The sequence below is a fragment of the Butyribacter sp. genome (genome assembly GCF_056818865.1).
Map to the genome: position 1 here is coordinate 15,509 of NZ_DBLYGC010000010.1, position 19,030 is coordinate 34,538.

Annotated in this window: 15 protein-coding genes; all 15 read right to left on the minus strand. The window is 36.6% G+C overall.

Annotated elements, in window-relative coordinates:
- Positions 1–17: 17 nt before the first annotated feature.
- The 15 genes from pckA to ACZLXV_RS06065 all read right to left on the minus strand — a co-directional run bounded on the left by pckA (position 18) and on the right by ACZLXV_RS06065 (position 18,910).
- Positions 18–1,622: a phosphoenolpyruvate carboxykinase (ATP) gene (gene pckA, locus ACZLXV_RS05995; protein ID WP_022224753.1), complete on the minus strand. Its 1,605-nt coding sequence runs from the start codon at positions 1,620–1,622 to the stop codon at positions 18–20.
- 229 nt (positions 1,623–1,851) lie between these two features.
- A complete protein-coding gene (locus ACZLXV_RS06000; protein ID WP_482382851.1) occupies positions 1,852–3,201 on the minus strand; it encodes a S8 family peptidase in 1,350 nt (449 codons plus the stop codon).
- On the minus strand, positions 3,173–3,934 hold the full coding sequence (locus ACZLXV_RS06005) for a recombinase family protein (RefSeq protein WP_022224755.1): 762 nt from the start codon (positions 3,932–3,934) through the stop codon (positions 3,173–3,175). Before ACZLXV_RS06005 ends, ACZLXV_RS06000 begins: the two co-directional genes overlap by 29 nt.
- A gap of 13 nt (positions 3,935–3,947) precedes the next feature.
- Positions 3,948–5,291 (minus strand): recombinase family protein, encoded by a 1,344-nt coding sequence (locus tag ACZLXV_RS06010; protein WP_482382807.1) that lies wholly within the window; start codon positions 5,289–5,291, stop codon positions 3,948–3,950.
- Between the two features lie 15 nt (positions 5,292–5,306).
- On the minus strand, positions 5,307–6,497 hold the full coding sequence (locus ACZLXV_RS06015) for a recombinase family protein (RefSeq protein WP_482382808.1): 1,191 nt from the start codon (positions 6,495–6,497) through the stop codon (positions 5,307–5,309).
- A gap of 42 nt (positions 6,498–6,539) precedes the next feature.
- The gene (locus ACZLXV_RS06020) at positions 6,540–7,187 is read right to left on the minus strand and encodes a hypothetical protein (RefSeq protein ID WP_482382809.1); all 648 of its coding nucleotides are present in this window, start codon (positions 7,185–7,187) and stop codon (positions 6,540–6,542) included.
- 127 nt (positions 7,188–7,314) lie between these two features.
- Complete coding sequence (locus ACZLXV_RS06025) at positions 7,315–8,691, minus strand: citrate/2-methylcitrate synthase (protein ID WP_022224759.1); 1,377 nt, start codon at positions 8,689–8,691, stop codon at positions 7,315–7,317.
- 105 nt (positions 8,692–8,796) lie between these two features.
- A complete protein-coding gene (gene spo0A / locus ACZLXV_RS06030) occupies positions 8,797–9,627 on the minus strand; it encodes a sporulation transcription factor Spo0A (protein ID WP_022224760.1) in 831 nt (276 codons plus the stop codon).
- 159 nt (positions 9,628–9,786) lie between these two features.
- Complete coding sequence (locus ACZLXV_RS06035; RefSeq protein ID WP_482382810.1) at positions 9,787–10,575, minus strand: response regulator; 789 nt, start codon at positions 10,573–10,575, stop codon at positions 9,787–9,789.
- Positions 10,553–11,680: a response regulator gene (locus tag ACZLXV_RS06040; RefSeq protein WP_482382811.1), complete on the minus strand. Its 1,128-nt coding sequence runs from the start codon at positions 11,678–11,680 to the stop codon at positions 10,553–10,555. The genes ACZLXV_RS06035 and ACZLXV_RS06040 overlap by 23 nt, the downstream gene beginning before the upstream one ends.
- 92 nt (positions 11,681–11,772) lie before the next feature.
- Positions 11,773–12,453, minus strand: coding sequence for a winged helix-turn-helix domain-containing protein (locus ACZLXV_RS06045; protein WP_022224763.1), 681 nt, complete (start codon positions 12,451–12,453; stop codon positions 11,773–11,775).
- Complete coding sequence (hydE, locus tag ACZLXV_RS06050; RefSeq protein ID WP_022224764.1) at positions 12,422–13,522, minus strand: [FeFe] hydrogenase H-cluster radical SAM maturase HydE; 1,101 nt, start codon at positions 13,520–13,522, stop codon at positions 12,422–12,424. Before hydE ends, ACZLXV_RS06045 begins: the two co-directional genes overlap by 32 nt.
- A gap of 94 nt (positions 13,523–13,616) precedes the next feature.
- On the minus strand, positions 13,617–14,210 hold the full coding sequence (locus ACZLXV_RS06055) for a TetR/AcrR family transcriptional regulator (RefSeq protein ID WP_022224765.1): 594 nt from the start codon (positions 14,208–14,210) through the stop codon (positions 13,617–13,619).
- A 100-nt stretch (positions 14,211–14,310) separates the two neighbouring features.
- Complete coding sequence (locus tag ACZLXV_RS06060; RefSeq protein ID WP_482382812.1) at positions 14,311–16,731, minus strand: hypothetical protein; 2,421 nt, start codon at positions 16,729–16,731, stop codon at positions 14,311–14,313.
- Between the two features lie 52 nt (positions 16,732–16,783).
- A complete protein-coding gene (locus ACZLXV_RS06065) occupies positions 16,784–18,910 on the minus strand; it encodes an efflux RND transporter permease subunit (RefSeq protein WP_482382813.1) in 2,127 nt (708 codons plus the stop codon).
- Positions 18,911–19,030: the final 120 nt, after the last annotated feature.

Consider the following 19,030-nt stretch of genomic DNA (forward strand, 5'->3'; position numbering starts at 1 on the left):
CTTAATTAAATTTTAAATTATTTCTGAGGTCCTGCTGCTACTAAAGCTTTGCCAGCATCGTTTCCTTCGTATTTAGCGAAGTTTTTGATAAATCTGTCTGCAAGATCATCAGCTTTCTTTTCCCACTCAGAAACATCTGCATATGTGTCACGAGGATCGAGAATACCTGTGTCTACGCCATTAAGCTCTGTTGGTACTTCAAAATTGAATACAGGAATAGTCTTTGTTGGAGCATTGTTGATGTCTCCGTTAAGGATAGCATCAATGATTCCACGAGTATCTTTGATAGAGATACGTTTTCCTGTTCCGTTCCATCCTGTGTTTACAAGATAAGCCTTAGCTCCGCTCTTCTCCATCTTCTTAACAAGTTCCTCAGCATATTTTGTTGGATGAAGTTCAAGGAATGCCTGTCCGAAGCAAGCAGAGAATGTAGGTGTTGGCTCTGTGATTCCACGCTCTGTACCTGCAAGCTTAGCTGTAAATCCTGAAAGGAAGTAGTACTGTGTCTGCTCCGGTGTAAGGATAGATACAGGAGGAAGTACTCCAAATGCATCTGCTGAAAGGAAGATAACATTCTTTGCAGCCGGTGCTGAAGAGATAGGACGAACAATGTTTTTGATATGGTCGATTGGGTAAGATACACGAGTGTTCTCTGTTACACTCTTGTCATCGAAATCAATCTTTCCGTCTTTGTCAAGTGTAACGTTCTCAAGAAGAGCGTTTCTCTTGATAGCATTGTAAATGTCAGGCTCTGACTCTTTGTCAAGGTTGATAACCTTAGCGTAGCATCCACCTTCAAAGTTGAATACTCCATTGTCATCCCAGCCGTGCTCATCATCACCGATAAGAAGTCTCTTAGGGTCTGTTGAGAGTGTTGTCTTACCTGTTCCTGAAAGACCAAAGAAGATTGCTGTATTCTCACCGTTTAAGTCAGTATTTGCTGAACAATGCATAGAAGCCATTCCGTTAAGTGGAAGGAAGTAGTTCATCATAGAGAACATACCTTTCTTCATCTCTCCGCCATACCATGTGTTGATGATAACCTGTTCTTTGCTTGTGATGTTGAATGCTACACAAGTCTCTGAATTAAGTCCTAACTCTTTAAAGTTCTCAACTTTTGCTTTTGATGCATTGTAAACTACGAAATCAGGCTCAAAGTTCTCAAGTTCTTCTGCTGAAGGTTTGATGAACATGTTAGTAACAAAATGTGCCTGCCATGCAACTTCAACGATAAAACGGATAGCCATACGAGTATCTTTATTTGCTCCACAGAAAGCATCTACTACGAAAAGCTTCTTGTTGCAAAGCTCTTTCTTAGCAATATCCTTAACAACTGCCCATGTATCTTCTGTCATTGGATGATTGTCGTTCTTGTACTCGTCTGTTGTCCACCATACAGTGTCTTTTGAGTTCTCATCAACAACGATGTATTTGTCTTTAGGTGAACGACCTGTATAAATACCTGTCATTACGTTAACTGCACCGAGTTCACTTTCCTGACCAACTTCATATCCTTCAAGACCTGCTTTTGTCTCTTCCTCATATAATGTCTCATAAGAAGGGTTGTGCACGATCTCTGTAGTTCCTGTAATGCCATACTTACTTAAATCAATGTTTGCCATCTTTTTAACCTCTTTTCTTAAAATTTACTTAAATCCATAATGTGATATTGTGTCAAAAACACTTTTGATATATGCACAGATAAATCAATACACCCATATCACAGTACAGAATTTAACCTACATAAATAATTATATACAATTGGTCGAAAAAAGCAATATAATAGAGAGCGTTTTTTTGCTTAACAAAAAAAATTCACATTTTATTTACTTAATTTACATTTTTTTACAGCTAAATAAGTCCCCACCCCTGTCTTATTCCCGGCATTTCCTCCCCCTCTATTCCGACTGCGTATCTTGTCATATACGCAATAAGTTTTTCACCGTACATATTCTCATCATTTCTTCTTACAATCCCCCATTCCATTATGCATGCGGCATATCCCGATATTTTAGGTGCCGCAAATGATGTGCCTGTTTTTCTAACATATCCGCCGCCATATCCTGCTGCCGTTACATCAACTCCATATGCCACAATAAGCGGTACAAGCCGCCCGTCCGCCGTATAGCCTCTGCCTGAAAACGGTGCCATGCTGCCCGCATCCTGATTGAATGCACCGACAGAAAGCACTTTTCTCGCCGTGGCAGGTATTGTCACGGTTGTATCAGGTGACGGTCTTAAAAAGCCCGTTGACAATCCAATGGCTTCTATAGTCGGAAGCCACATATCCACAATTCCGCATTTTATAGTTCCCGTAACAGCAAATTCTATGCTCCATATACCTGAAATCACATAATCTAAGCTATTTCCCGGTCTTATCGACACTTCCACAAGCTGTTTCGATGTGTACGGTGTCGGCATAGCCAAAACACTCTCTATATTTTCCCTCTGTGAACTCACTGTAACATCATTTGAAATATTTATCCGTTTTCCTGACGGTGTATTTAAATATATCTCAAACTCATCCTGAAAATATTTCCATATAAACAACCTTATATTTTTCTCATTATCACCTATCGCAAATTCTGTCCTGTTAATATTACTGCTTACATCTGTTCTTACATGATGCCTTGAGTCCCCCTCGTTTCCGGCAGCCACCACGACTATATTTTTCCAAATTCCGTTTATATCGGTAATATAATTTTCAAACAATGTATTTCCATCGTGAGCCCCTTCGTTCGTCCCAAAACTCAGATTTATCACAATCGGCATATTTAATTCTATGGCTTTTCTAAGTGCATAATCAATTCCTTCCATAATATCGATTGTTCTTGTGTAACCCCCGTCACTTCCGCCTGTTCTTTTAAGAGCAACTGCTATGATTTCACTTTCGTATGCAATCCCACCTGACTGACTGTTTCTGCTTCCTGCCGCTATTGATGCTACCGCTGTTCCGTGACCGCTAAGTCCGTCACTCGCCGGTACAAGCATTTCCGAAAACCCACGGTTTCCCGTATCCAGTGCACTGTTTATGTCAGAACTGTCATACTGTGCACCGTACCCATATCCCAAAGGTTCTCTGCCCTCTGCACTCTCACCGTCAATGTTTTGATTCCACAGATAAAGTATTCTTGTTTTTCCGTCTTCATCCCTGAATGCAGGATGAAAATAATCAATCCCCCCTTGTGTTAATTTTTTTATCTGTCAAAATTTTTCTTACTGAACTTTCGCACCATCTTTTTGCATTTATATCAACAATTTTCCCGCTTTTTAAATATTCTCCCGGCGGATTTATTTTTTTATAATAAAGGATTTCTGCAATTTTTTTTACGCTCTTTCCTTCCCTTTTCATTCTTCTTATAAAACATACCACCTCATAAGATTTTTCTTCCTCTTTTAAAATTCTTATCCCGTTTTCACTGACTATCTTAAAACCATAGGGAGCGACACTGCCAAGATAATTTCCCTCCCTCCGCTTTATTTCTTTTGCATTTTTCACTTTAACTGATATATCCGCCGCATAAAGTTCATTCACAAGATTTTTTAAATTAACACTGAATTCCTTTCTCCCGTATGTATCATAGAGAGAGTCATATCCGTCAGTTACAGATATAAAACGCACCCCCAAAGCCGGAAATATCTTCTGGATATATTCTCCGACATCAATGTGGTTTCTGCCAAAACGGGATAAATCCTTTACTATCACGCAATTTACCTTCCCCGCAGCAATATCTTTATACATTCTTTTAAATTCCGGTCTGTCAAAATTCATTCCGCTTTTTCCGTAATCACTGTAACATTCACTCAACGTTATATCATTATTTACTCTGATATACTCCTTACATATCATAATCTGATTTTTTATCGACTGTGCCTTTTTTTCACATCCTTTTACCGAAAGTCTTGCATATATGCCCGCACAATATCTGTTCACAACAATTTTACCTCTATTTTTTATTTACCTTCATATACAATTCATTTTCTACGACAGCCAGTTCTTTCTTTTCACATACAACCCATTTTTCTCTGTCCTCTTTCACGGTTTTTCCTAATTTATAACTTATTTTTCTGTTTTTTCCCTGAGAGAGAACACCTGCATATATTTCATTACTCAGTATTCTGCTTACTGTCTGCGGATACCATTTTCTCTTTTTCTCCGATAATTCAGTATTTTTTTGAAATGGTGTCCTAAATTTTTCTTTATTTTTTTTCCTAAGTTCAAATGGTGTCAGAACTTTTTTGTCATTTAAACAATCAGCAATCTTTTTAAGTGAATATCCCTGACTTCTCAAATAAAATATATCATTTATTGTGTCTGTCACTTCCTTGTCAGGTATAAGCTTATTCTTATCTTTGCATGATTTTTTATATCCATATGGAGCAAATGCCCCGACATAATTTCCCTTTCTCATGCTTGCATAAAGCTGTGACCTAACTTTCACTGATATATCCCTCGAATATTCATCATTTATTATACTTTTCATCTGAATATACATCTGCGTCTGAAAAATATCTGTATCATTTTTAGTGTCATAAACATCTGCAATTGATATAAGTCTTATTTTTCTTTTTCTCAAATAATATTTCAGAAATCTGCCAACCTCTATATAATCCCTGCCAATTCTTGATAAATCTTTTACGACTATGCAGTTTATATAATTATCTTCTATATCATATATCATTCTTTTAAACTCCGGTCTGTCAAAATTCTGACCGCTGTACCCATCATCAATGTAAATATCACAAATCGAAATACTGTCCCCGTTTACTTTATTATAATTTTCTATATATTCATTTATTATTTTGCTCTGACTGTAAATGCTTTCACTATAAAAGCCAGTATTCTCTTTATCCTTTCTGCTAAGTCTTATATAAATTGCAGCCCTGTACACATCCTTTCTATTTATATTTCCAAAACTGTTATTTCTAAAGTTTCCGATATTTTTCTTAACACAATCCCCCGAATCTATAATCCCCATTATAACCCCTTTTCCGCTGAGCTCATTTTCAGTTATGCGGTTCTGCATAATCTCCACTTTTTCCTGTGTATCTTTTGGGGCATTTTTTAAAATTTGATTCATTTTTCCGGTATCTGATTTATCTGCCTTTGTTGGATAAACTCTCCTTGGCTCTTCAATATAAATTATCTCCGGTACATTTCTTAATTCATCAAGCAATTCATATGCAATGTCAACTATCGCATACTGTGCAAGCAGTTCTGATACTTTTACACTTTCGTCAATCTCTCTCACCCTGTCAAGACTTCCATAATATTTGACTATTACCTTCACTCTAAAAGCCTCCCATCATCTCTTAAAACGCCAAAATATAACTATATTTTCGTTCTCGCCGACAAATATCTTCTTTACAAATATATTCAGCAACATTTCTCTTTCCACATTCGTACTTAAATTATTTTGATTTTTTTTAACGTACTCACAAATATTACTTTCTTTTCCACTGCTTTTTGTTTCCTCTGTCAAAAAAATATCCAGTCTGTCAAAAAAAAGCTGATATAACCTCTCGGTTTTTATCAGCTTTTTTTCTCTTCCGGTACAGTTTCTGCAGCAGAGCCATCCCTTTTTTGCCCTATCCGTTACAAGTGCCTTTTTACATATCATACATTTTGTAAGTCCATGAAAAATATGTCTTGGCTCCTTCCTTTTGTGATTTTTTCCATAATATCTTATTATATCCTCTGAGAGCATTGTTTTGTCTACTATAGCAATGTCATTCTCTGTGTCTCTGCTTATCTTCCACTGCTCCGGGTATTGTTTAGTCCTTTTTTTAGGCAGAACAATTTCATTTTCATATCTGTGCCAGACATGATACCCGAGATATGACGGTTCATGAAGTATTCTCCACACCATCGATACAGTCATATCAAATATATGTGCAATCTTTTCATATGTAATGCCGTCACATCTCATTTTATACATCATTCTTATATCTTCCGCTTTTCTTTCGTCTATCACGATTTTCCCGTTTTCCGCCTTATAACCATACGGAAGTTTTGCAACAGCATATTCACCAGCATTTTTCTTTGCCTCAAGTGCACTTCTCACCTTTCTTGAAATATCACTGCAGTAATACTCGTTAAATAATGTTTTAAACGGATGTATAATGCCCGCATCCTCTGCGCTGTCACTGTCGTAACTGTCCAATATGGCTATAAATCTTACCTGTTTTAAAGGAAAGTATTTTTCACGTAATTCTGATACAAGCAGATGTTCCCTGCTAAGTCTTGAAAAATCTTTTACTATGACAATATGTGCCTGTTTAAGTTCCACACATGCAAGCATTTTCATAAATGCCGGTCTTTTCCTGTCCGTTCCGCTAAATCCTTCATCCACAAATTCACATATGCTTTCATTGTCTGAACATAAATCATTATCACTGACATAACTTCTCAAAAGAAACATCTGGTTCTCGATAGTATTGCTTACCGAATTTTTTCTTTTATCTTTTTTGGATATTCTCGCATATAACGCTATCACGCTTTTCTCCAACAAATTTTTTCTTATCTCATACTATGCAGCCTAGTTTGTACTATTTCCGCTGCCTGAAGTTTCCTTATCAGTGTTTTTTGCATTTTTTCCTGTCTCTTCTCTTATAAGCACTTTGGAAACATTATCTCCGTCTAATGCAATTTCTATTATGCATCCTTTTTTTATATCTGAAACTGATGCATCTGTTTTTTCCTGATTCATTCCAGCCTTTTGAACAATAACATTATCACCTAACGTAACAGTTGAAGTTTCTCCTGTGCTCTTAAACCCTGGCATACCACCTTTTGCATCAGGTGCTCCGCTTCCATGCGGCTTCTGTGGCTTCTCACCATTCTTTGCGTCAGGTGCTCCACTTCCATGCGGCTTCTGCGGCTTTTCACCGTTTTTTGCATCAGGTGCTCCACTTCCATGCGGCTTCTGTGGTTGATTTTCATCTCTTGATAAAACCTCATAAGTAATTTTGCCGTCATCGCTTACGCTCTTAACTTTTCCATATATAGTATATTCGCTTACTTCTGCACTTGTATAACTGTTTGAATTATCTGAATTTGAAGATGATGCAGCATCGGATGAAGCAGTATTAGAACTGCTGTCTGAACTGTTTTTTTCTGAGCATCCTGTAATCATTGATACAGTAATCACAAGCCCCATCACTACAGCTAAAAATCTTTTTTTCATATAAAATCCCTGCCTTTCTGTTCCTGATACAGTTATTCTATATAAAGATTTTTAACAAAAAGTGATGATTCTGTGTTTATTCTGTGTTTTTTATAAATTAAAACTTTTTATTTAAAGTTTTCCAAAGCTATTTTCTCTCTTCCAACTCAACATACTCTTTATGATGACCGACATATTTGTATGCAGGTCTTATAATCTTTTCTTTATTTACAAGCTCTTCAAGTCTGTGTGCACTCCAGCCTGCAATTCTTGAAAGTGCAAATAACGGTGTAAATAATTCTTCCGGTATTCCAAGCATTGTATATATAAGACCACTGTAAAAATCTACATTTGCACATACAGGTTTGATAACATGTCTTCTTGCCATGATAAGTTCCGCTGCGATTCTCTCTACTGAATCGTGAAGCAAAAACTCATCCTCCATACCCTTTTCTTTGGCAAGTTTTTCTGCAAAGCTTTTCAAAATAAGCTCTCTTGGATCTGATATTGTGTATACGGCATGTCCCATACCATAAATAAGACCTGAACCGTCAAATGCCTCACCCTTAAGAACTTTTTTCAAGTAGCTCTCTATCTGTGCATCATCCTTTGTATCACTAACTTTTTCCTTTATATCAGCAAACATCTGCTGAACTTTTAAGTTTGCTCCACCATGACGCGGACCCTTAAGTGATGCAATAGATGCGGCTACTGCCGAATATGTATCTGTTCCTGATGATGTTACAACATGGTTTGTAAATGTTGAGTTATTTCCACCACCGTGTTCTGCATGAAGAACAAGTGCTGCATCAAGAACTCTCGCTTCAAGCTCTGTATACTTTCCATCCGGTCTCAACATCTGCAGAATGTTTTCTGCAGTTGATAATCCCTTTATAGGCGGTTTGATAACCAGACTCTCAAGGAAATTGAAATGTCTGTATGCATGATAATTGTATACTGCAATCAATGGAAGTTTCGCAATAAGCTGAAGTGACTGTCTTAATACATTTGGTATCGAAATATCATCCGGATTACTGTCATAAGAATATAGTGTAAGAACACTCTTCTGAAGACCATTCATAAGATTTGCACTAGGTGCTTTCATGATAACATCTCTTACAAACTGTCCTGACAATTCCTGAAGACTGCCTACAATCTCTATAAACACTTCCAACTGCTCTGCTGTAGGAAGCTTTCCAAATAAAAGAAGATATGTAGTCTCCTCAAATGCAAATTTCTTTTTAATGCCGTAACCTACAAGATTCTTAACATCATATCCCTGATAAAAAAGTTTTCCATCTGCCGGCTCCTTAACACCATTTACAACATCATAACCGGTAACGTCCGAAATCTCCGTAAGTCCCGTCAATACACCTTTTCCGGAACTGTCTCTAAGACCTCTTTTTACATCATATTCCTGATATAAGTTCAGATCTATGGCTCCTGAAACCAAACAATTTTCAACCAGGCTGTCAAACTCAACTTCAAGCTGTTTACTTAAAGCCATCATAGATTCATTATCCATTATGGCACCTCCATTCACTTTTTCTCACCATTTTACATCAAAATAGTAGGTATAGTCAAGTTTACAGTCTTTAAATATACATATTATATGTATATTTATTTAGAATTAAGATGCATTGCATGCACAATACTCCAATCTCAATTTATCAGTGAGCAGTGCTATAAATTCTGAATTTGTCGGCTTGCTTTTCTTTGAATTGATTGTGATAAATATTTCCTCCAGCATCTCTCTGTTTCCCCTCCTGAATGCAACTTCTATTGCATGTCTTATCGTTCTCTCGACACTGCTTGATGTTGTATTATATTTCTTAGCTATCGCCGGATATAAACACTTTGTTATGAAATGCAGCATATTCTTATCATAAAATGCAAGCATTATCCCCTCTCTGATATACTGGTATCCTTTAATGTGAGCCGGAATACCAATCTCTAACAAAAGATTTGTCACATCCACTTCAAGATTTACGGTTCGGACATCATCGGATGATTTTACCGCCTCATACTCTTTTACATTTTTTAACAAACTGCCTCTTGATAAATGCCCGTTTTCTCTGATATATCTCTTATTCACAAGCTGCAAAACCCTTGCTATAAGCATCTGATTAGATACAGGCTTCATCATATAATAATCAGCACCGTATTTTATTGCCTGCTCAACAAGATTTTCCATTCTCAATGCTGTCTGAATAATGAAAATCGGCTTTCTACCTGACATATTGGAACATTCTTCTAATATTCCAATGCCGTCTAACCCTGACAGTATCATATCCATCACAATAACATCTGCCTTTCCATCACTAACTGCTCTAAGAACCTTGTTACCATCACCTGTCGACAATATCACTTCCATTCCTTTTGATTCCATTGAAAGCTGTTTGCTTTCCCTATCCTGTACATTACTGTCTGCTATAATTACTTTTAACTGCGTATCTTTCATTATTCTCTCCTTTTCGATATACTTTTCCTCTACCCACTTTGTTAAAAAACTCTACCCACACTATTAAATATAAAAGTAATGTTTTTTGCATTCACATATAATTATACATACGAAAAGGGAATGCTTATGTATTTAAAAAGGAATTGAAATGGAATTTAACTAAATATATTTTGCAAGAAGTGCCATTCTGGCTTCCGCCCAGCTGTAATCAAGCATATATTCTCCTAAAAATTTTTCTGCTGCCCTCTCATCTCCGTCAAGCAGATCATAAAGGTCACAGTCAAAAAGTGCTGTATTTACCCTCTTTATACCTCTCGATGATACAAGTATGTCTCCTATATCATTTTCTTTGAGTTCTTTTTCGAGCGTTTTTCCAATCTTGCTGCACAAATTTTGTGTGTAAGAGTCATTGGGTCTTTCCTCCCACAATGTTCCGATAATCTGATCCGTTGTGACGGTTCCTCCACGTCTGTCTACAAGCAGTGCCAGCAGTTCTTTTGCTTTATTGCTCTTAAACATAACAGGATTTTCATTTACAAAAATATCAAAATGCCCGAAGGTTCTCACATAAATTCTGCTTTTTCTTCTTTTTGAAAGTAATCTTGCCGATTCTACGGCATATTCAAGCTGTTCACTTGAAAAAGGTTTTACAAGGTATGCCGCCGCATGCAATTTTATTGCCTCATACGCATATTTTTCATACCCTGTTATATAAATGAGCATAATATCAGGATTTATATCTCTAAAAATACTTCCAAGATTTATCCCGTCAATGCCTTTCATTTTCACATCAAGTATTGCAAGTTCAACATCGTTATCTTTTATAAATTCAACCGCTTCTTTTGCATTGTCAAAAACTCCTGCAATGTCTAATTCTTTGATATTTTTTGCTTCTTCCATAAATGCAACAAGTGCCATCTTCTCGTCATCTACCACAATCGTTCTCATCAATCTTCCTCCAACTAGTCAAGTGTAGTATAACTTTTGTCCCTTTGTCTCTCTCGCTGTCTATTTCAAGCTCTCCATTACATATTTCTTTAAAAATATCCGCTATATAACTAATACCGCCAAATTCTGTTGAAAATTCCACTGCCTCATTATCAAATCCAAGACCGTTGTCCTCAATACAGATTACAGTTTCATTTTTCTTTCTTACAATACATACGTTTACCAATGCTTTTTCACACATATCATACTCTTTTTCGAGCAATCCGTGATGAATGGCATTTTCTGCCAGAAATATAAGCGACATAGCAGGCAGACTCAGCTCTTTCGCTTCCTCATCAAATATATTTATCTCGTAATTGATATAAGAAAATCTTGCTTTCTCAAGTCTCAGATACGCTTCTAAATAAAATAATTCCTTACTTACATTTGATGTAACCTCTCCTGCCAGTGTCTTAAATCTGTATTGCATATAAACAGAAAGGTCATTTATGAGTGAACATGAATTTTCAGACTTCATAATCACCGAACCTTTTATTGTATTAAGTGCATTAAAAATAAAATGTCCTCCTATATTTTCCAATAAATTACTCTCTGAAATTGTTTTCTCTTCCCGTCTGCCTATAGTTTTATCCGTCGTTAGTTTCTGTACCGGACTTTCTTTTTTAGTACTGCCTTTATCTTTTTCAATAATTTCTCTTATAAGCCCAAACAATGTCTTATATATAATCGGTTTTGTCACATAACCGTTCATGCCGGACTCTTTTGCCTTAATTCTGTCCTTTGCGAAAATATTTGCCGACAAAGCATAAACAGGTATTTTGGCAGCATCCTCTCTGTCCGACATTCTTATTTCTTTTGATACTTCATATCCATCTATGTCATACATATTTATATCTAAAAAAATAATTTTATACTCTAATTCTTTTGATGCCCTGTATCTTTCTATCCCCTCTCTTCCACATAATGCAGTATCAACAATCAACCCTCTGTCTTCAAGTATGGTTTTTACAACAAAAATATTTGTATCGTTATCATCCACCAACAGTATCTTTTCATGATTGAAACTGCCGTATTCTTCCATCTCTTCTTTTAATACAAATTCCATACATGTTTCCTCCGTTTCTAAATGCAACAAAAAAATCTGCCCTATTTAATTATCAGCCATTTAATGTACCGGGGTCAACCATCTTATATAATTTATACGCACATTTGTATCTCATTTTTCGACAAATAATATCCTTTTCCGTAAATACTCTTTATGCATTTACCGCCATCAGGCATTTTCTTTCTCAGCCTGTAAATAAGGCTTGAAAGGTTTACTCTCGTTATATTATCTGATCTGTTCCACAAATTTCTGCATATTTTTTCAATGCTTACAAATTCATCATCTGAATTTAACAGCAGCTCAAGCAGCTTTGCCTCGTTATCTTTTATTCCTACAGAAATATCTTTATATTCCACAACCATTTCTTTAATATTTATTATTGTTTTCTCACGCATCACCTTTTTTTCAGCATGTGAAATAAGACGCTGCAATATAACATCCATATTACGCTCACGGCTCTGAAAATCGACACATCCTGCTCTAAATGCTCTTATCTCATCATCATCATTTTTCTCGTCGGTTATAACAAACACATCCGCTTTCTCAAATATGCTTTTTACAATCTTTTTCTGTATCTCATATTTCTCTATGTATTCCTTTAACTCTATAAGCGAACACACAATTATATTTGTAAATCTCGAATTATCAAAATGAGAATCAATCTCACTTATATTTTCTATTGAAACGGTATCTATCCCCGTTTGTGCAAGCTTTTCCTGAAATATTTCCTGCCATCCGATGTTATGGTCGCATAATACGATGTATCCTGCCATACAATCTTTCCTCCTCCGGTACCGGCTTATAATCGCCTTTATCCTTTCCCGGCTCAAAACCACTTTTCAATATTTTCTGCGTTATTCTGCTGACATCGTCACCGGCAGTATTTTTCAAATTTATCCTCTTATTGTATACATTGTAATATTCTTTTATATCATCACTGCAAAGCTCGACATTTACTTCTCCCGCTCCTGCCGAAAATGATTTTTTTCTTCCATCCTGTAAAACATTATCAAGTATCGTATCAGCCGTAATCATCGCCCTTGGCAGCATAAGCCTTGCAATTGCCATAAGATAAAGCGTCATATCACCGTTTCCGCTTCTCTCATGCTCAAACCTTGTATACGCCGTCGGCATAAAAGGAACTATATGTACTATTTGGGGGTCGAGTTTTTTTAAGAACAACAAATCTTCAACAACATCTGCTACCATCTGATAAGGTGTTCCAACCATAAATCCGCTTCCAACCTGATAACCTATCATTTTTAATTCCCATAATGACTGCTTTCTGGTCAGGAGTGACATCTCAGGCGGATGTATCTTTTTAAAATGACTGTCCGATGCGGTTTCGTGACTTAATTCATATCTCGATGCCCCCGCTTCAAACCATGTTCTGTATGTACTTTCGCTTCTCTGTCCCAGTGCAAGCCCTACGGAGCAGTCACTAAATTTCTCCCTCAGCATGGCAACCATATCTGCGACCCTGCTTTCCGTGAAATTATAGTCATCTCCCCCAACAAGCATAAAAGACCGGACACCTTTGCCATATCCTTTTTCACAGAATTGAAGCAAGTCTTTCTCGTCCAGTCTATATCTCGGTATAAATATATTGTCTCTTCTAAGTCCACAATAATAACAATTATTTTTACAATAATTTGTAAGTTCTACTATTCCTCTTACATATATTTTTTTGCCATACAGCTTTTCTTTTGCCATCAAAGCTTTTTCAAACAGATAATCTGCCGTTTCTTTATTTCTGAATTTTAAAAGTTCTTCCAGCTCCCCTTTTGATAAACTGTTATTTACTGCCAGTTTATTCACTAAATCCGTCATGCAATTTCCCATTTGCTTTTACACTCCATAAAACCACTTTCCTCTGCCCAATATATTTAGGCTATCACCATTCAATTTAAAAGTAAAGCATTTTCTGCTTTTTATATTATACCTCAAATTGTCTCATAATTCCACATATACATTTGTGCAGATCAGGTTTTAACTGTTCAAGTGAAACCGGTGATGCATATAATATTGCATTATAACATGTCGAGTTTACAAGCTCCACAATCATAAATATCATTGTATCGATATTTCTAAAGTTTCTCCCTGAGTCTTCTATTATTCCGTCAAATATATCCATGCAGCTTTTATTGTCAAGCTGCCCTATCCTTACGTTTGAAAAAAGCGACCAGCTGAGATTTTTCGATATAAATTTCATAAGTGACTGGTTTTTGCTCAACTGATTCACAATATTGTCTACAATAAACAATATGCAGTCCTCAAGTGTATCATATTCACTTTTTTCAAGTTCCTCATACGCAATTTCAAAAAGCCTGTCTGCCTTGTGTGTTATAAGTCTGTCCCTTATATCATACTTATCTTTAAAATAAAGATAAAATGTTCCCTTAGCCATCTTTGCATTTTTAACTATCTCTGAAATAGACGTATTATTGATTCCTTTTTCCGTAAACAGCTTAAACGCTGATGCAAGCAATGCCTCCTGTTTGTTTTTCTTTTTCTCTTCTACTTTACTCATCTGCATCACCTCTGATTTCAACCATATAGAGCCACACATCAAGATTTACATCTCCCCGATGTATGGCTCCACAACTTACTATTTTTCAGCTATAAATTGATTATTTATCATCATCTTTCTCTATTGATGCTGTAGACATTACAAATTTAACACTTCCGTCCATACCATCTGAAATTTTTGAAAAACTCTTGTAATTATTTGATGCCTTTACAATCTTGTCAAGTCTGTCTCTGAAATCATCACCTGAATCGATAACATCATTTACTGTTCCTGTAAGCTTTTCAATTCCCTCTTCGTTGAACTCAACAACACCGTCTTTAAGGTCTCCTGCACCATCAGCAAGCTTTCCTATAGCATCTGATACATCTCCTGTCTTTGATACAAGAGTTGAAACTCCGCTGAAAAGTTTTGTTGCTCCTGAAGCAAGTGACTTTGCACCGTTTCTTAACTTATTGCTGCTTCCTGTAACTTTCTTAGAATTTTTCTTAATTGTCTTTTCATTCTTGATAAGTTTATCTGCCGCATTGTCAAGTTTCTTGTTGTTTGATGTAAGCTTTGAACCAGCTTTGTACATCTTCTGTACACTTTCATCAAGCTTTGAAACACTAGGATTAAGTTCCTCTTTATATGCTGTTGAGAGCATTGTTCCTGCCTCTTTAAGCTGTTTAAGTTTGTCACTTATTCCGTTGAGTGGTGAATCTTCAGCTGATGTGTCTGTACTTGTTTCCATCTGTGCAAGTCCTGCACTTACCTGGTCAAGACCACCATCTAATCCGTCAAGACCAGTGTCAACAGATGTAAGACCTGCTGATACTGAATCAAGTCCCTGAACAAGTGCCGAAGAATCTGATGTTGAGCTTTCTATTGCATTTCCAACTGTCTGAGAAGCCTTTACATATTTTTCGATTGCTTCAATCTTAGCTCTGTCTGTCTCTGATTCAACACCTGCTTTAAGCGTTTCAAGTTCAGCAAGCATTGTGTTTACCTGCTCATCACTTACAGCGATGTTTTTAGCACCTTCATTTATGCTCTTTACTCCTGCCTTAATTCCTGTTTCGCCTGTTATACCTGTCTGCAGTGAGCTTACTCCTGCCTTAAGCTGTTTAACTCCTGCTTTTAAGCCTTCATCACCTGTTACTCCGGTCTGTAAAGCTACTACTCCCGAATGAAGTGTCTCTATTCCCTGTGCAAGCGTATCAACACTGTTAAGTGATGCATTTACTGTCTTAACGTAAGTATCAAGATTTGTGTTAAAGCTGTCTGAACCCTTGGCAAGTTTTGACGTACCAGTTTTTTGGAGTTTTCCTACTGCATCAACAACTTTCTTTGTATTTGCTGAATATTTTTTTACACTCTTTCCAAATGTCTTTGTTCCCTCGACATAAGTAACAACTCCATCCAGAAGTTTATCTGTTCCGCTTGTATATGTTACTATACCGTTTTTAAGTGTGTTTGTACCACTCTTCGCTGAACTTACGCCGTCCTTAAGTGTGTCCATTCCGTCTGAATAGTCACCAAACTTGCTGTCGAGTTTGTCCAGGTTTGAGCTGAGTTTATCTGAACCGTCTATAAGTTCCTGTGTTGCATCTGTAAGGTCATCAAGCTTATCTGTAAGGTCGTCAGTGCTTCCTATATCATCCATATCCATGTCTGAGAAAAATTCCGAACTTGCAACGGTGTAAGTTGATTTCATCTCAAAGTCTGTAACATCTGCTTTGATAGTAACTGTATCTGTAACTTTATCGTTGATTTTGCTAAGGTCGATGTCAACATCATCACCCAAATCAAGATTGTCAAGGTCAAGACTCTCTGAAAGTCCCGGCATTCCGTATGCCATGATTATATTGTTGTCACCTTCTGATACGATACTTCCGTTGTCAATAGTTACATTCTTAAAGTTGTCAACCGGAAGAATCATTCCTGTTACCATAACAAATGGTGTGTATATATCAACATTTTTCCCGCCAACTTTTTCCTTGCTCTTTGAAGTATTTGTATATTTTATCTTCATTTCAAGCTTTCCGCTTTTTCCTGCAAGTTCATCTGCTGCAATCTCTTTTCCGTCAAGTTTATATGTTATTGACATTCCGACAGGCATTTCCTTATCAGTTTTTCCCTGATAATAAATATCATCACTTTCTGTATTCCAGTTAAGTGACTCCCCATCCTGTGTGAACTTTTCATCACCTTTTGTATTTGTTATATCTGTAAGGTCTGAAGCATCTTTTACTTCTCCCTTATCTGCTGCATTTTTAAGCCAGTCAGATACGATAACGTCTGTTTTATTACCATTTGCATCAAGTGTTGCATAAACTGTTTCCTGTTTTGAAACATCTTCTGAATCAAGTCCTGACTTAGAATTTGTCTTAACTTCTTCCGTCACTTTATTTACCTGTTTAGCAACTGCCTTGTTTGTCATAACAAACATATGAGATGCGTATTCTACACTTCCTACAAGCAGCCCCGCTGCTAAAAGTCCTGAGACACCAATTTTGGCAACTTTTTTAATATTTTTTCTCATTTTACTGCCTCCTATATCATTCTATAAATTCACGAATTTTATACTAATCTTTTTATTTTGCTTCCAACTTCTTTTCTGCGTCTTTATGTGCTACTCCCGCTTTTATCATATCCCATGAACTTCTTATAATGATAGGATCAAATATCCAAAGCATTGCCGGAAGTATACAAATAACAACTATCATGCTTATTATCGCACCTCTTGAGAGAAGGTTACATATTGCACTTATCATATCAATTGCAGAGTATGCTGTTACTCCGAATGTTGCGGCAAAGAAACAGAAACCACTTGTAAGTATTGATTTCATTGAAGTTTCATGTGCAATTCTTATCGCATCTTTCTTATTGCATCCGTTTACTGTTCGCTCTTTATGATACCTGTTTGTCATAAGTATCGCATAATCGACTGTCGCACCAAGCTGAATTGTTCCGATAACAATACTTGCAACAAATGCCAGTGAAGTATTTGTATAGTATGGAACTGCCATGTTACATGCAATCGCAAATTCGATTACGGATACAAGAATAATCGGTATTGAAATGGATTTAAATGTTACAAGGATAATTACAAAAATAGCTGCTATAGATATATAATTTACCGTCTTTAAATCTACGTCTGTTGTATCTTGAAGATCCTTCATAAGAGGAGCTTCACCGATTACCATAGCGTCTTTCTGGTATCCCTTTACAATTTTCTGCATTTCGTCAAGCTGTGCATTTACTTCATCAGTTGCCGAACTGTAATCCGAGCATACAAACTGCAATTCATAATTATCAGTCTTTAACATGCTCTTTACATCCTCAGGTATCATACTGTCAGGGAAGTTTGGTCCAACAAGGGAATTAAGACCTATTACCCATTTGACACCGTCAACCTTTTCTATCTTCTTTATCATCTGGTTCTTTTCTTTTGCACTAAGACCGTCTTTCAAAAGAACCATATGAACATTACTCATATTGAAATGTTCTTTAAGTTTATCATTTGCTATCGCACTAGGGATATTCTTTGGAAGTCCCTGGTCAATATTGTAGTAAATCTTGTAGTTGCTGTTTCCGTATACTGCAGGTCCGAGTAAAACAAGGAAAATTACAATAGCAACTTTATAATGCTTTACAATAAAATCTGAAACTTTTGTAAGCGGTGGTATCAAAGCCTTGTGTGTTGTCTTTTCAATTGCCTTGTCAAATGTAAGAATCATCGCCGGAAGAACAGTTACACAAGTGATAACACCTATTACAACACCCTTTGACATTACGATACCGATATTGGCACCGAGTTTGAATGTCATGAAACAGAGTGCTACGAAACCGGCGATTGTTGTAACCGAACTGCTTGATACCGATTTGAATGTGTTTGATATGGCATGTGCCATAGCTCTCTTTTTATCATCAGGAAATCTCTTTTTATTCGCTTCATAACTTTCAAGAAGGAATATCGAGTAATCCATCGTAACCGCTAACTGTAACACCGCTGCAAGTGCCTGCGTGATATATGAAATCTCTCCGAGGAAGATGTTACTTCCAAGGTTGAATACTATTGCCATTCCTATATTTGTAAGGAATATAACCGGTGTAAGGAACGAGTCCATTGTGATAAGAAGAACCAGAAGTGATAATGCTGCTGCTATTGCAACATATACAGGCATCTCCTTTAAGGCAAGGTTCTTAATATCTGTAACGACACCTGACATTCCACTCGCATAGACATCTTTTCCAACTGTCTTACGAATATTTGTGATGGCATCCATCGTATCATCTGCTGATGTAGTATCATCAAACAATGCTATCATCATAGTTGCATTTCCATTAAAAAATGCTTCTTCAAGATTCTTAGGAAGCATCTCTGTCGGTACGCTTATATCAAGCATATCATCGTACCAAAGTACATCTTTTACATGTTCAATGCCCTCAATCTTTTTCTCAAGTGCTGCTGCCTGTTTGTTCGTCATATCCTCAACAACAACCATAGAAAAGGCACCCATGCCAAATTCATCAACAAGTGTATCCTGACCCGATACTGTTTCAAGAGTATTCGGAAGATAAGATAATACATCATAGTTTACTCGTGTGCTTACATATCCGAATACAGACGGTATAAGCAATGCAAACGCAATAATCAAGATGATATTCTTATGTCTTGTTATCCATTTTCCTAACATTTTTTCTCTTCCTTTCTTCATTCCTGTCTGAAATCTCCGCCAAATCTTTAAATCTTAATTGACGTTTGAACAGACTTTTTTGTTGACCATTTTCATCATCAACTGACCGATGGTCATTTCTATAATCCATATAGTACAGCA

Excerpts from the sequence above, each read along its gene's own strand:
- pckA (WP_022224753.1), bottom strand. The coding sequence starts at position 1,622 with ATGGCAAACATTGATTTAAGTAAGTATGGCATTACAGGAACTACAGAG.
- ACZLXV_RS06020 (WP_482382809.1), bottom strand. The coding sequence starts at position 7,187 with ATGAAAAAAAGATTTTTAGCTGTAGTGATGGGGCTTGTGATTACTGTA.
- ACZLXV_RS06025 (WP_022224759.1), bottom strand. The coding sequence starts at position 8,691 with ATGGATAATGAATCTATGATGGCTTTAAGTAAACAGCTTGAAGTTGAG.
- spo0A (WP_022224760.1), bottom strand. The coding sequence starts at position 9,627 with ATGAAAGATACGCAGTTAAAAGTAATTATAGCAGACAGTAATGTACAG.
- ACZLXV_RS06035 (WP_482382810.1), bottom strand. The coding sequence starts at position 10,575 with ATGAGAACGATTGTGGTAGATGACGAGAAGATGGCACTTGTTGCATTT.
- ACZLXV_RS06040 (WP_482382811.1), bottom strand. The coding sequence starts at position 11,680 with ATGGAATTTGTATTAAAAGAAGAGATGGAAGAATACGGCAGTTTCAAT.
- ACZLXV_RS06045 (WP_022224763.1), bottom strand. The coding sequence starts at position 12,453 with ATGGCAGGATACATCGTATTATGCGACCATAACATCGGATGGCAGGAA.
- hydE (WP_022224764.1), bottom strand. The coding sequence starts at position 13,522 with ATGGGAAATTGCATGACGGATTTAGTGAATAAACTGGCAGTAAATAAC.
- ACZLXV_RS06055 (WP_022224765.1), bottom strand. The coding sequence starts at position 14,210 with ATGAGTAAAGTAGAAGAGAAAAAGAAAAACAAACAGGAGGCATTGCTT.
- ACZLXV_RS06060 (WP_482382812.1), bottom strand. The coding sequence starts at position 16,731 with ATGAGAAAAAATATTAAAAAAGTTGCCAAAATTGGTGTCTCAGGACTT.
- ACZLXV_RS06065 (WP_482382813.1), bottom strand. The coding sequence starts at position 18,910 with ATGAAGAAAGGAAGAGAAAAAATGTTAGGAAAATGGATAACAAGACAT.